Consider the following 11,106-nt stretch of genomic DNA (forward strand, 5'->3'; position numbering starts at 1 on the left):
GCTATATCACCCTCAGTTTCAATTGATCAAGTCATCGGGACAGGCATATAAAAAAACCGCGTCCGGGCCGAGTGTTCTTCAGTAGCGCCCCTTTATCCGAGTCCCGCCGCCTTTTTTCAGGAACCCTTCGTAATGCCGGGTAAGCATGTGGGACTCGATCTGGGCTACGGTATCAATGGCGACACCGACCACGATCAAAAGCGCGGTTCCGCCGAAATAGAACGGGACGTTGAATTTCGATATCAGAATGGACGGCAATACGCATACCGCGGATACATAGATGGCGCCACCCAGCGTAATACGCGTCAGGACCCGATCAATATAATCGGCCGTACGCTTGCCCGGGCGGATCCCCGGGATAAACCCGCCGTGCTTTTTCATGTTATCCGCCACATCCACCGGATTGAAGGTCACAGCGGTATAGAAATAGCAGAAAAAGAAAATGAAGACGACATACAGCAATTCGTACGCGAGATTTCCCGGCACCATCGCCCCGGCGACGCTTTGCATCCAGGGGACATTGATGAAATTCGCGATCGTTGCCGGAAACATGATGATCGACGAGGCGAAGATCGGGGGAATGACCCCGGATGTATTGATCTTGAGCGGAAGATGGGTGCTCTGGCCGCCGTACATCCGTCGACCCACGACACGCTTGGCATATTGAACCGGAATCCGGCGCTGGCCCTGCTCCACAAAAACGATCAAGGCAATGACGCCCAGCATGAGAACCACCAGGATCAATATGGCGAAAATCCCCATCTCTCCCGTGGATACCAGCCTGAAGGTGTTCGTGATGGCGATGGGCAGCCTGGCCACGATCCCCGAAAAGATGATCAGGGAGATGCCGTTGCCGATGCCGCGCTCGGTGATCTGCTCGCCCAGCCACATGATGAATGCGGTTCCGGCCGTCAGCGTGATCACGGTCATAATTCGAAATGTCCAGCCCGGGTGGATGACGACGGCCGCTCCTCCCGGGGAGGTCATGCTCTCAAGCCCGATGCTGATGCCGAACCCCTGGATGATGCTGAGCAGAACGGTGCCGTACCGCGTATACTGGGTAATCTTCTTCCGCCCCTGCTCGCCTTCCTTGGAAAGCTGTTCCAGATGCGGAACGACGACCGTCAGAAGCTGAATGATGATCGAAGCGCTGATATACGGCATGATCCCCAGGGCAAAGACGGACAGCCGTTCTAGAGCTCCACCCGAGAACATGTCGAAAAGCCCCAGCAGCGTCCCCTTTGCGGAGGCAAAAAAAGACGCCAGTGCAACCGTGTCGATACCCGGCGTAGGGACATGCACACCCACGCGGTAGACCGCGATCAACCCGAAGGTAAATAATACGCGCCTTTTCAGTTCGGGTATTCTAAGAATATTCTGGAACCCGCCACCAACCATTTTTTTCCTCGCCTGCTGCTGTTATAGTGTGACCTTTGTTGCCAGTCATGGATCCGGATTTCGAAGGATTCAGGCGAGCGTACCACCCGCGGCTTCTATCTTTTTCCTGGCGCCTTCACTGACGGCCTCCAAGCGAATTGTCAAGGGATACAGTACATCCCCGAATCCCAGCAGCTTGATGCCGTCGTAGCCGCCCTTGACGAGGCCGGTTTTGATGAGCGAAGCTTCGTCGACCGTGTCTCCGCTCTGGAACCGGGCCAGATCCTTGATGTTGATGACGGCGATCTTTTTCTTGAAAATATTGGTGAAGCCCCGTTTGGGAAGACGGCGGTGGATGGGCATCTGGCCGCCCTCAAACCCCGGTCTGACGCCGCCGCCGGACCTGGCCTTGTGTCCTTTGCTTCCTCTGGCCGCCGTTTTCCCCGATCCGGAGCCAACGCCGCGACCCAGGCGCTTCCGTGATTTCCGGGACCCTTCCGCTGGGGTCAATTCATGCAGTTTCATTCAGACGTCTCCTCTGCCTTCACCAAATGGGACACCGCCCCGACCATTCCGCGGATTGCGGGCGTGTCGTTGAGAATGACCGTTTTGTTCAATTTGGTAAGGCCCATTCCGCGCAGTACCTTGCGATGCTTTTCCGGCCTTCCGATCATGCTTTTAACAAGTGTTATCTTCAACTTTTGAGCCATCTATCTTCCCCCAACCATTATCCATCCGCCGTATATGCGTAACGAGCCGCGCGATCCGTTATAGTTCCTCTTCGGTCTTTCCCCGTCTCGCGGCGATCTGCCTGCGGCTCTGGAGCTGATAAAGCCCTTCCAAAGTGGCCTTGACGACATTGTGCGGGTTGTTGGATCCCAGACATTTCGTCAGGATATCCTGCACCCCGACGGCTTCCAATACCGCTCGCACCGCACCGCCCGCGATCACGCCGGTTCCCTGGGAGGCCGGTTTCAGAAGGACACGGCCGGCACCGAACTTGCCGACGATTTCAAATGGGATCGTCCCGTTGACCAGCGGCACCTTCAGCATGGCTTTTTTGGCCTTGTCAACGCCCTTTCGAATGGCCTCCGGGACCTCGTTGGCTTTGCCCAGACCAAAACCGACGCTTCCCTCCCCATCTCCTACGACAACGATTGCGCTGAAACTGAACCGACGACCGCCTTTGACGACTTTCGCCACCCGGCTGATATGGACGACCTTATCGATGAGTTGATTCTCATCCGTATCCTGTCTTTTCGCATTAAAGACCAAGGGACTGCCTCCTTATTCCTTTAAAAATCCAATCCGGCTTTGCGCGCACCCTCAGAGACGGCCTTGACCCGTCCGTGGTACAAGAAGCCGTTCCTATCAAAAACCACCTTGTTGACGCCTTTTTCAATCGATCGCTCGGCAATCAGTTTTCCGACGGCGCCGGCGGTTTCCTGTTTGCCCTTGGCGGCGGATAGCTCCGCATTCTCCTTCACGACCTTTTCCACACTTGAGGCGGCAGCGAGGGTAACGCCACGGGTATCGTCGATCACCTGTGCGTATATGTGCCTGGCGCTCCGGAAAACGCTCAATCGAGGCCTCTCGGCTGTCCCGGTGATATGCTTGCGAATTCTTCGCTTACGTTTCAGGCGTGCCTGTTTTTTATCAAAAAAGCCCATCTCACAGTTTCCTTACACTCAAAGAACCGATAGAATGATCTTCTATGGTTATGGGTTATTTCGCTCCGGTCTTGCCGGCCTTGCGCTGAATCTTCTCTTGAGCGTATTTGATTCCCTTGCCTTTGTATGGCTCCGGAGGTCTCAGTCGCCTGATGGAAGCAGCCATTTGCCCGAGCGCTTCTTTGTCGATTCCTGAAAGCTTGATCGTATTGTTGCGGTCGATTTCAACAGAGATCCCCTCGGGTATTTCGAAATTAATGGGATGCGAGTATCCCAGGTTCAGCACGATCTGGTCTCCGCTCTTTTCAGCGCGATATCCGATGCCGTTGATTTCAAGGACTCTTTCGAATCCCTGGCTGACGCCGGTGACCATGTTGGAAACCAGGCTGCGTGTCAGCCCCTGAATTGCGCGTACCTCCCGGGATTCGCTTTCCATGGTCACGCGGATCTCGTGCTCCCGCACATCCAGGTTCACATCGCCGTGAATCGTCCGAGTCAGCTTACCCTTTTCACCCTCGACGATGATGACCCGGTCTTTGCAGGCCACCTTGGTTTTGTTCGGTATCGGAATCGGTTTCTTTCCTACTCGAGACATCTGTCACTCCTCTTCCTACCAGACCCTGCAGAGGATCTCGCCGCCCACATTTTCCTTGCGGGCTTCCTGGTCGGTCATGATCCCCCTGGATGTGGACAAAATTGCAATGCCTGTGCCGTTGTAAAAGGGCTGGATGTCCTTTCCCTTTACATATATCCTCCTGCTCGGCCTGCTGACACGTTCAAGATGGTATATGGCGTTATGGGAATCCGGGCTGTATTTCAGGTATACCCGAAGAATCCCCTGCTTGTTGTCCTTGATGAGCTTGTAATTCTTGATGTACCCCTCGTTCCGCATCACCTTGGCCAGTTCGACCTTCATGTTGGAGCTGGGGATGTCAACGCTTTTTGCCTTCGCTCTTCCCGAATTTCTGATCCGGGTCAGCATGTCCGCAATTGGATCGCTAATCGTCATAACTTATGCTCCTTGCTCTGATGTATCCGTCTACCAGCTCGATTTGGTGACGCCGGGGAGAAAACCTTGCGATGCAAGGTTTCGAAAACAGATACGACAGATCCCAAACTTTCTGATAAACGCCCTTGGCCGACCGCAAATCGGGCACCGGTTGTACGCCCGTACCTTGAATTTAGGCTTTCCACTGGCCTGCATTCTAAGTGCTTTCCTCGCCAAATCTTCCTCCTTAATTTCGGAACGGCATCCCTAACAGCTTAAGTAGTGCCTTTCCCTCTTCATCGGTCTTGGCTGTGGTGACGACCGAAACGTTCAGGCCTTTGATCTTATCGATCTTGTCATAGTCAATTTCCGGGAAGATAATGTGTTCCCGGATCCCCAGGGAATAGTTCCCCTTTCCGTCGAAAGCCTTTCCGGAAATGCCTCTAAAATCCCGAACGCGCGGCAGGGCGATATTCACCAGTTTATTGAAAAAACCATACATCCGTTCGCGACGGAGGGTAACCATGACCCCGATGGGCATGCCTTCCCGCAGCTTGAAAGCGGCGATGGATTTCTTTGCGCGTGTTACAACCGGCTGCTGACCGGCAATCATCCTGAGTTCCTCGACCGCGGAGTCGATCAGCTTGATGTTGTGGATCGCTTCCCCCAATCCCATGTTAAGCACGACCTTCTCCAGCTTCGGAACCTGCATGACGTTCTTATAGGTGAAGGTTTCGATCAGTTCGGGAACGATCTTTTCTTCATACGTTTTTTTTAGATTAGACATCATCACCCTCCAGCACAAGACCTATGCGTCCAGAACCTCATCGCATTTTGTACAAACGCGCACTTTTTTGCCGTCGTCCAGTTGCCGCATTCTTATTCTGGAAGGCGACATACACTTGTTGCACATCAACATCACGTTCGTCCACTGGATCGGCGCTTCGGACTCGACAATGCCTCCCTGGCGGTTCTTCGCACTGGGCTTCGTGTGGCGCTTGACGATGTTGATGCTCTCGACAAGAATCCGGCTCTTCTTGTTGATGACCTTGAGTACCTTGCCGATTTTTCCTCGATCCTTGCCGGCGAGTATCTTAACCTTGTCGTCCTTCTTGACGTGGCATTTATTCGTATTTTTCATTGCTCATTTCTCCACAGGGCAAGCCGAGATGGAACTACAATACCTCTGGAGCCAGGGAAATTATTTTCATAAACCGCTTTGCTCGCAGCTCTCTTGCCACAGGTCCGAAGATGCGTGTCCCGACAGGCTCTTTGGCCGCATTGATCAGAACGGCGGAATTGTCGTCGAATCGTATGTAGGAACCGTCCGGACGCTTGATCTCCTTTTTGGTCCGGACCACCACCGCTTTCAGGACATCCCCTTTTTTTACCTTCGCATTCGGTATGGCTTCTTTAACCGAGACCACGATGATATCGCCGATACTTGCATACCGTCTTCTGGAGCCACCGAGGACTTTGATACAGTATAGAACCTTGGCGCCGGAGTTATCCGCTACCGTGAGTCTAGACTCTGCCTGAATCATGCTAATTTTCCTTTACGTGTCAAACCGCTTTCTCGAGAATTTCACTAATTCGCCATCGCTTGGTTTTGCTGAGCGGTCTGGATTCGGTGATCATCACCTTATCCCCCACCTGGCATGCATTAGCCTCATCGTGAGCCGCAAACTTGGCCCGCCTTCGAATAAATTTGTGGTAAAGCCGATGCTTCACCAAACGCTCAACCTGAACCACGACGGTTTTGTCCATGCTGTTGCTGACGATGGTTCCGGTCAACTGTCTTTTCATTCCTCGCTTTTTCATGGCTATTCTTTATCTATTTATTTTTTGAGTTCAATCTCTTTCATAATCGTCTTGACTCTAGCCAGATCACGCTTTGTAACCTTGATCTTCTGCGTGTTTTCAAGCTGCCCGACGCCATGCCGGAAGCGAAGGTTGAACAGTTCCTCACTGAGGTCGTTCGCTTTTTGGCGCATCTCATCGGTGCCCAGCTCTCGAATCTCACTCGCTTTCATCACATATCCCCCCTCACAACGAATTTCGTCTTGACGGGAAGCTTGTGGGACGCCAGCCGAAGAGCCTCTTTGGCCAATTCCACCGGAATGCCCTCCATTTCGTAGAGGATCCTGCCGGGGCGAATGACGGCTACCCACCCTTCAGGGGCGCCTTTGCCTTTTCCCATCCGCACTTCAGCGGGCTTTTTGGTGAAAGGCTTGTCGGGAAAAATCCGAATCCACATTTTTCCGCCCCTCTTGACGTGACGGGTCATGGCGATACGCGCGGCCTCGATCTGCTTTGAGCTGATCTTGCCGCATTCGACGGCCTGGAGGCCGAATTCACCGAACGCCAGCGTGCTCCCACGCATGGCCATCCCGCGCATTCTTCCTTTTTGTTGTTTCCGAAATTTTACCTTCTTGGGACTCAACATGTCCGAACTCTCCTTCGCATGCTTACCGCTGGGCTATATCGCATCCCTTTTCAGGATTTCGCCTTTGAAAACAAATACCTTAATGCCGATGATGCCGTAGGTCGTGTTCGCCTGCGTGAAGCCATAATCAATATCGGCCCTCAAGGTATGCAACGGCACGCGGCCTTCCCGGTACCATTCCGTCCTTGCCATTTCCGCACCGCCCAGGCGGCCGGCACAGATGATCTTGACGCCCTTGGCGCCGAAACGCATCGCAGATGACACGGCCCGCTTCATCGCCCGCCGGAAAGCAACGCGGCGTTCAATCTGGAGCGCGACATTTTCGGCCACTAGCTGAGCGTCAATCTCAGGCTTTCTTACCTCCTGGATGTCGATCATGGCTTCTTGGGCAATCATCTTTTCAAGCTCGATTTTGAGCTGTTCGATCTCGGCGCCTTTTTTACCGATCACAATCCCAGGCCTTGCTGTATAAATTCGGAGTCTTACACGCTTGGACGATCTTTCGATCTCTACTTTAGAAATCCCTGCGTGGTAAAGCTTCTTCTTTATAAACTTCCGGATCTCATAATCCTCTAAAATGTAATCCGCATAGTTTTTCCCAGCATACCAGCGGGAGTCCCATGTCTTAACGATACCAAGTCTTAACCCTACAGGGTTTACTTTCTGGCCCAAGCGTTTCCTCCTTGTTTACGCCATTTCCGCTAGAATTACTGTAATGTGACTGGTCCTCTTCAGAATTCGCGTGCCTCTGCCCCGCGCTCTTGCGTGAAAGCGCTTCAGCACCGGCCCTTGATCGGCGATAATGTTTTTGATGACCAAAGAGTCCACGTCGACGCCCAAATTCTCATCTGCGTTCGCCACCGCCGAGCGGATCACTTTTGCAACGATCCCCGCTGTCTTCTGCGGCATGAACTTGAGGGTGCTCAGTCCGCGTTCCACCGGCTTTCCCTTGACGGCATCGACGATCGACCGCACCTTCTGCGGAGACGTACGCACATACCTCAATACGGCTTTGACCTCCATTACGACTTACCCTTTTCCCAGAATAGACTACTTTTTCAATTTAGACTTTTTATCACCGGCATGGCCGTAAAACGTGCGCGTGGGCGAAAACTCGCCCAGCTTGTGGCCAACCATGTTTTCCGACACAAACACCGGTATAAATTTCTTCCCGTTGTGGACTGCCAGCGTGATTCCAACCATCTCCGGGATGATTGTCGACCGCCGGGACCAAGTCTTGATCACCTTGTTGCTGCGGGTTTCCTGGGCCACAAACACCTTGCTCATGAGCTTTGAATCAATGTATGGACCTTTTTTTAACGACCGTGGCATAACCTCTCCTACACTTGCAGATGCCCTGGAATGATCACCAGAAACGATGCTCTTTTATTTTTTCGTGCGTCTTTTGACAATAAAACGATCGGTTCTCTTGTTGTTGCGCGTGCGATACCCCTTTGTCGGTACGCCCCAGGGCGAACAAGGATGGCGTCCGCCCGATGACCGGCCCTCGCCGCCGCCCATGGGATGATCCACGGGGTTCATGGCCACGCCGCGGACCTCCGGTCGCCTGCCCAGCCAGCGCTTGCGGCCGGCTTTTCCCAGGGCGATGTTCTCGCTCACCACGTTGCCAACCTGCCCGATGGTGGCCTGGCAGGTCAGCAGAACCATCCGGACCTCCCCGGAAGGAAGCTTCACCTGGGCATATCGATCCTCCTTGGCCATCAACTGGGCAAAGGTGCCCGCGCTTCGGACGATTTGACCGCCCTTTCCGACGCGGAGCTCGATGTTGTGGATGAATGTTCCCAGAGGGATGTTCTTGATGGGGAGCGAGTTCCCCGGCTTGATATCGGCTTCCGGACCGGACAGGATATCGTCGCCCACGGAAAGATTCACGGGCGCCAGGATATAGCGCTTTTCTCCGTCGACATAGTTGAGCAGCGCGATTCTGGCGCTCCTATTCGGGTCGTATTCAATCGCCGCAACCTTTGCGGGGATGCCGATCTTGTCTCGTTTGAAATCGATTACGCGGTAGTGGCGCCTGTGCCCTCCACCGCGATGCCTGCACGTTATCCGGCCGTTATTGTTTCGCCCACCTTTTTTCTTGAGCACCCTGATCAAACTTTTTTCGGGTTCATTCCGGGTGACATCTTCAAAGGTTGAATATTCCTGGAACCTGCGACCGGGAGATGTTGGTTTAATCCTCTTAACTGCCATGACAACTCCTAAATGTTAAACGCCTTCAAAAAAGTCAATCCGTTCTCCAGGCATCAGTTTCACAATCGCCTTTTTCCAGTCTTTCCGCTTGCCGACGATTTTTCCTCGCTGCTTGATCTTGCCCTTGACATGCATGGTCTGAACCGCAGCCACGCGAACGTTGAAAAGCTTTTCGACCGCTTTCTTGATCTCAACGCGGTTGGCCCTGGGGCTTACCTCAAACGAAAACTGATTGTGGACCTCTTTATGGTTTGTTGTCTTCTCTGTCACGAGAGGGCGTATAATCATATCATAATGGTTCATGCGGACAGCCTCCCTTCGATCGCTTTAATGGCAGGCTCAAGCACGATGATTTCTTTATACTTCAGAATATCATAGACGTTGAGGCCTTCAACCCTGATCACCTTGACATGGGGAAGATTCCGGGAGGAAAGCATGAGCTTTTCATCCGCCGCTTCGGTCACCAGAAGGACGTTGCTTTTGTCCAGTGTGCGGATCACCTCGGCGAAAGCCTTGGTCTTGATCCGATCCAGTTCCAGTTGGTCCAGCACCGTCAGCTCATTTTCCTGAAGCTTGCTGGACAGCGCCATCTTCAGGGCCAGTCTCCTGACCTTCTTGGGGACATTGTATGCATACGATTTGGGCGAAGGACCGAAGACGACCCCGCCGCCTCTCAACACCGGCGATTTGATGTCGCCCCGTCGCGCGCGACCGGTTCCCTTCTGACGAAAAAGCTTCTTCGTGCTTCCTCTGACATCCCCCCGACGCTTGACGGATGCGCTCCCCGCCCGTCTTGAGGCGAGCTGCATGGTGACCACCTCATGCAGGACGCTGGGCTTTACGGGGACGTTGAATATTTCATCCGAAAGCTCTACCTGAGAAACCTTCTCGCCCTTGCTATTCAGAACATCTACAACTGCCATAACGAACCTCGCCGGCCCCTTACTTGACCCCCCTTGTTCAAGGGAGGGCCTTCGCGGGGCCTCACGCGATTTTATTTCGCGTATTTAGTTTTTCTAACGATGACCAACCCGGACGTCGATCCGGGGACCGCACCCTTCAGCAGCACCAGGTTTTCTTCCGGCCTGATGTCGACGACTTCAAGGTTCCGGACGGTCTGTCTATCATTTCCGTAGGCTCCGGGCATGCGTTTGCCCTTGGTGACCCGAGACGGCCAGGCACTGCAGCCGATTGATCCGGGAATGCGCACGCTGTGGCTGCCGTGGGTGGTTCTTCCGCCGGAAAATCCGTGGCGCTTGATGACGCCCGAAAACCCGCGCCCCTTGGTTTTCCCGATCACGTCCACCTTTTCGCCGACGTAAAACATCTCAGCCGTGATGACCTGACCGACATTGAACTCTTCCGGGTTGTCCACGGAAACCTCCCGCAGGGCCGCCGTGGAAGTCAATCCGCTCTTCTTGAGATGGCCCTTGACCGGACTGTTGATACGCTTCTCTTTTCGCTGCCCGAAGGATAGCTGGAGGGAATTATACCCGTCCGTCGACTCGGTTTTCACCTGAGCCACTGTGCAGGGGCCTAACTCCACCACCGTCACCGGGATCTGCTTCCCTTCCGGCGAGTATACGGTGCTCATCCCCAATTTTCTACCGATCAATGCATTGCACATCGTTTTACCTCTCTTGTCCTACTGCTACAGCTTGATCTCCACATCCACTCCCGGAGAAAGATCGAGCTTCATCAGGGCGTCGACCGTCTGTTGGGTTGGGTCAAGAATATCCAGCAGTCGTTTGTGGGTTCTTATCTCAAACTGCTCGCGAGATTTTTTATCGATGTGAGGAGACCTGAGCACACAATACTTGTTGATTTTGGTCGGGAGCGGAATCGGCCCGACAACCTTGGCGCCGGTTTTGTTCGCCGTATCGACAATGTCGGACGATGACTGGTCCAACAGCTTGTGATCGTAGGCCTTCAGTCTGATCCTGATTTTCGTATTCATTATCATCGCTTCAATGGTCCTAAGTTATTCGATAATATCGCTTACCACGCCTGCGCCCACGGTGCGGCCGCCTTCACGAATAGCGAACCGGAGCTCCTTTTCCATGGCGATCGGCGTAATCAGATCCCCGGTGATCTTTATGTTGTCACCCGGCATCACCATCTCGACGCCTTCGGGCAAAGTCAGAATGCCCGTCACGTCGGTCGTCCGGAAATAGAACTGGGGACGGTAGCCGGTGAAGAACGGCGTATGTCGCCCGCCCTCCTCCTTGCTCAGGATGTACACCTCCGCCTCGAACTTCGTGTGCGGGGTGATGCTCCCCGGCTTTGCCACGACCTGGCCCCGCTCCACCTCGTCACGCTTCGTGCCCCGGAGCAGCAGACCCACGTTGTCCCCGGCCCGGCCTTCGTCCAGAAGCTTCCGGAACATCTCCACACCCGTACACACCGTCTTC

The 11,106-nt window shown here is 53.9% G+C and carries 23 protein-coding genes; all 23 read right to left on the reverse strand.

Features of this window, described 5'->3' with window-relative positions; genetic code table 11:
* Positions 1 to 78: 78 nt before the first annotated feature.
* Entirely contained in the window at positions 79 to 1,398 is a 1,320-nt protein-coding gene (gene secY / locus ACEW8N_RS07215; RefSeq protein WP_373499126.1) for a preprotein translocase subunit SecY, read from the reverse strand.
* A 69-nt stretch (positions 1,399 to 1,467) separates the two neighbouring features.
* A complete protein-coding gene (gene rplO / locus ACEW8N_RS07220) occupies positions 1,468 to 1,902 on the reverse strand; it encodes a 50S ribosomal protein L15 (RefSeq protein WP_373499127.1) in 435 nt (144 codons plus the stop codon).
* Positions 1,899 to 2,087 (reverse strand): 50S ribosomal protein L30, encoded by a 189-nt coding sequence (gene rpmD / locus ACEW8N_RS07225; RefSeq protein ID WP_373499128.1) that lies wholly within the window; start codon positions 2,085 to 2,087, stop codon positions 1,899 to 1,901. The genes rplO and rpmD overlap by 4 nt, the downstream gene beginning before the upstream one ends.
* Positions 2,088 to 2,145: 58 nt before the next feature.
* Positions 2,146 to 2,652, reverse strand: a complete 507-nt coding sequence (gene rpsE / locus ACEW8N_RS07230) for a 30S ribosomal protein S5 (protein WP_373499129.1) — start codon at positions 2,650 to 2,652, stop codon at positions 2,146 to 2,148.
* Between the two features lie 20 nt (positions 2,653 to 2,672).
* Entirely contained in the window at positions 2,673 to 3,047 is a 375-nt protein-coding gene (gene rplR, locus ACEW8N_RS07235; protein WP_373499130.1) for a 50S ribosomal protein L18, read from the reverse strand.
* Between the two features lie 55 nt (positions 3,048 to 3,102).
* Positions 3,103 to 3,642, reverse strand: coding sequence for a 50S ribosomal protein L6 (gene rplF / locus ACEW8N_RS07240; protein WP_373499131.1), 540 nt, complete (start codon positions 3,640 to 3,642; stop codon positions 3,103 to 3,105).
* A gap of 15 nt (positions 3,643 to 3,657) precedes the next feature.
* The gene (gene rpsH, locus ACEW8N_RS07245; RefSeq protein WP_373499132.1) at positions 3,658 to 4,056 is read right to left on the reverse strand and encodes a 30S ribosomal protein S8; all 399 of its coding nucleotides are present in this window, start codon (positions 4,054 to 4,056) and stop codon (positions 3,658 to 3,660) included.
* Positions 4,057 to 4,086: 30 nt separating this feature from the next.
* Entirely contained in the window at positions 4,087 to 4,272 is a 186-nt protein-coding gene (locus tag ACEW8N_RS07250; protein ID WP_373499133.1) for a type Z 30S ribosomal protein S14, read from the reverse strand.
* 10 nt (positions 4,273 to 4,282) lie between these two features.
* Positions 4,283 to 4,822, reverse strand: a complete 540-nt coding sequence (gene rplE, locus ACEW8N_RS07255) for a 50S ribosomal protein L5 (protein ID WP_373499147.1) — start codon at positions 4,820 to 4,822, stop codon at positions 4,283 to 4,285.
* 21 nt (positions 4,823 to 4,843) lie between these two features.
* Complete coding sequence (rplX, locus tag ACEW8N_RS07260; RefSeq protein ID WP_373499134.1) at positions 4,844 to 5,176, reverse strand: 50S ribosomal protein L24; 333 nt, start codon at positions 5,174 to 5,176, stop codon at positions 4,844 to 4,846.
* 34 nt (positions 5,177 to 5,210) lie between these two features.
* Complete coding sequence (gene rplN, locus ACEW8N_RS07265; protein ID WP_373499135.1) at positions 5,211 to 5,579, reverse strand: 50S ribosomal protein L14; 369 nt, start codon at positions 5,577 to 5,579, stop codon at positions 5,211 to 5,213.
* A 19-nt stretch (positions 5,580 to 5,598) separates the two neighbouring features.
* Complete coding sequence (rpsQ, locus tag ACEW8N_RS07270) at positions 5,599 to 5,856, reverse strand: 30S ribosomal protein S17 (protein ID WP_373499136.1); 258 nt, start codon at positions 5,854 to 5,856, stop codon at positions 5,599 to 5,601.
* Between the two features lie 17 nt (positions 5,857 to 5,873).
* Positions 5,874 to 6,068 (reverse strand): 50S ribosomal protein L29, encoded by a 195-nt coding sequence (gene rpmC, locus ACEW8N_RS07275; RefSeq protein ID WP_373499137.1) that lies wholly within the window; start codon positions 6,066 to 6,068, stop codon positions 5,874 to 5,876.
* On the reverse strand, positions 6,068 to 6,481 hold the full coding sequence (gene rplP / locus ACEW8N_RS07280) for a 50S ribosomal protein L16 (protein ID WP_373499138.1): 414 nt from the start codon (positions 6,479 to 6,481) through the stop codon (positions 6,068 to 6,070). Before rplP ends, rpmC begins: the two co-directional genes overlap by 1 nt.
* Before the next feature lie 33 nt (positions 6,482 to 6,514).
* Positions 6,515 to 7,153 (reverse strand): 30S ribosomal protein S3, encoded by a 639-nt coding sequence (rpsC, locus tag ACEW8N_RS07285; RefSeq protein ID WP_373499139.1) that lies wholly within the window; start codon positions 7,151 to 7,153, stop codon positions 6,515 to 6,517.
* Positions 7,154 to 7,168: 15 nt separating this feature from the next.
* Positions 7,169 to 7,504 (reverse strand): 50S ribosomal protein L22, encoded by a 336-nt coding sequence (gene rplV, locus ACEW8N_RS07290; protein WP_373499140.1) that lies wholly within the window; start codon positions 7,502 to 7,504, stop codon positions 7,169 to 7,171.
* Positions 7,505 to 7,531: 27 nt separating this feature from the next.
* Positions 7,532 to 7,813: a 30S ribosomal protein S19 gene (gene rpsS / locus ACEW8N_RS07295; RefSeq protein ID WP_373499141.1), complete on the reverse strand. Its 282-nt coding sequence runs from the start codon at positions 7,811 to 7,813 to the stop codon at positions 7,532 to 7,534.
* Between the two features lie 54 nt (positions 7,814 to 7,867).
* Entirely contained in the window at positions 7,868 to 8,695 is an 828-nt protein-coding gene (gene rplB, locus ACEW8N_RS07300; protein ID WP_373499142.1) for a 50S ribosomal protein L2, read from the reverse strand.
* A gap of 15 nt (positions 8,696 to 8,710) precedes the next feature.
* Positions 8,711 to 8,998 carry a 50S ribosomal protein L23 gene (gene rplW, locus ACEW8N_RS07305; protein ID WP_373499143.1) on the reverse strand — a complete coding sequence of 96 codons (288 nt, stop codon included), beginning with the start codon at positions 8,996 to 8,998 and terminating at the stop codon, positions 8,711 to 8,713.
* Entirely contained in the window at positions 8,995 to 9,618 is a 624-nt protein-coding gene (rplD, locus tag ACEW8N_RS07310) for a 50S ribosomal protein L4 (protein WP_373499144.1), read from the reverse strand. The genes rplW and rplD overlap by 4 nt, the downstream gene beginning before the upstream one ends.
* 71 nt (positions 9,619 to 9,689) lie before the next feature.
* A complete protein-coding gene (gene rplC, locus ACEW8N_RS07315; protein WP_373499145.1) occupies positions 9,690 to 10,322 on the reverse strand; it encodes a 50S ribosomal protein L3 in 633 nt (210 codons plus the stop codon).
* A gap of 24 nt (positions 10,323 to 10,346) precedes the next feature.
* Complete coding sequence (rpsJ, locus tag ACEW8N_RS07320) at positions 10,347 to 10,652, reverse strand: 30S ribosomal protein S10 (protein WP_373499146.1); 306 nt, start codon at positions 10,650 to 10,652, stop codon at positions 10,347 to 10,349.
* Between the two features lie 24 nt (positions 10,653 to 10,676).
* Positions 10,677 to 11,106 (reverse strand): EF-Tu/IF-2/RF-3 family GTPase (locus tag ACEW8N_RS07325; RefSeq protein ID WP_373499056.1); only part of this gene is annotated, 430 nt, incomplete at its 5' end.

The sequence above is a fragment of the Desulfococcus sp. genome (assembly GCF_041737845.1).
Lineage (GTDB): Bacteria > Desulfobacterota > Desulfobacteria > Desulfobacterales > Desulfococcaceae > Desulfococcus.

Coding starts and splice junctions, on each gene's coding strand:
- rplN (WP_373499135.1), bottom strand. CDS start 5,579: ATGATTCAGGCAGAGTCTAGACTCACGGTAGCGGATAACTCCGGCGCC.
- rplB (WP_373499142.1), bottom strand. CDS start 8,695: ATGGCAGTTAAGAGGATTAAACCAACATCTCCCGGTCGCAGGTTCCAG.
- rplC (WP_373499145.1), bottom strand. CDS start 10,322: ATGTGCAATGCATTGATCGGTAGAAAATTGGGGATGAGCACCGTATAC.
- rplF (WP_373499131.1), bottom strand. CDS start 3,642: ATGTCTCGAGTAGGAAAGAAACCGATTCCGATACCGAACAAAACCAAG.
- rplR (WP_373499130.1), bottom strand. CDS start 3,047: ATGGGCTTTTTTGATAAAAAACAGGCACGCCTGAAACGTAAGCGAAGA.
- rplE (WP_373499147.1), bottom strand. CDS start 4,822: ATGTCTAATCTAAAAAAAACGTATGAAGAAAAGATCGTTCCCGAACTG.
- rpmC (WP_373499137.1), bottom strand. CDS start 6,068: ATGAAAGCGAGTGAGATTCGAGAGCTGGGCACCGATGAGATGCGCCAA.
- rplP (WP_373499138.1), bottom strand. CDS start 6,481: ATGTTGAGTCCCAAGAAGGTAAAATTTCGGAAACAACAAAAAGGAAGA.
- rplD (WP_373499144.1), bottom strand. CDS start 9,618: ATGGCAGTTGTAGATGTTCTGAATAGCAAGGGCGAGAAGGTTTCTCAG.
- rplX (WP_373499134.1), bottom strand. CDS start 5,176: ATGAAAAATACGAATAAATGCCACGTCAAGAAGGACGACAAGGTTAAG.
- rpsQ (WP_373499136.1), bottom strand. CDS start 5,856: ATGAAAAAGCGAGGAATGAAAAGACAGTTGACCGGAACCATCGTCAGC.
- rplW (WP_373499143.1), bottom strand. CDS start 8,998: ATGAACCATTATGATATGATTATACGCCCTCTCGTGACAGAGAAGACA.
- rplO (WP_373499127.1), bottom strand. CDS start 1,902: ATGAAACTGCATGAATTGACCCCAGCGGAAGGGTCCCGGAAATCACGG.
- rpsH (WP_373499132.1), bottom strand. CDS start 4,056: ATGACGATTAGCGATCCAATTGCGGACATGCTGACCCGGATCAGAAAT.
- rplV (WP_373499140.1), bottom strand. CDS start 7,504: ATGGAGGTCAAAGCCGTATTGAGGTATGTGCGTACGTCTCCGCAGAAG.
- rpmD (WP_373499128.1), bottom strand. CDS start 2,087: ATGGCTCAAAAGTTGAAGATAACACTTGTTAAAAGCATGATCGGAAGG.
- secY (WP_373499126.1), bottom strand. CDS start 1,398: ATGGTTGGTGGCGGGTTCCAGAATATTCTTAGAATACCCGAACTGAAA.
- rpsS (WP_373499141.1), bottom strand. CDS start 7,813: ATGCCACGGTCGTTAAAAAAAGGTCCATACATTGATTCAAAGCTCATG.
- rpsJ (WP_373499146.1), bottom strand. CDS start 10,652: ATGAATACGAAAATCAGGATCAGACTGAAGGCCTACGATCACAAGCTG.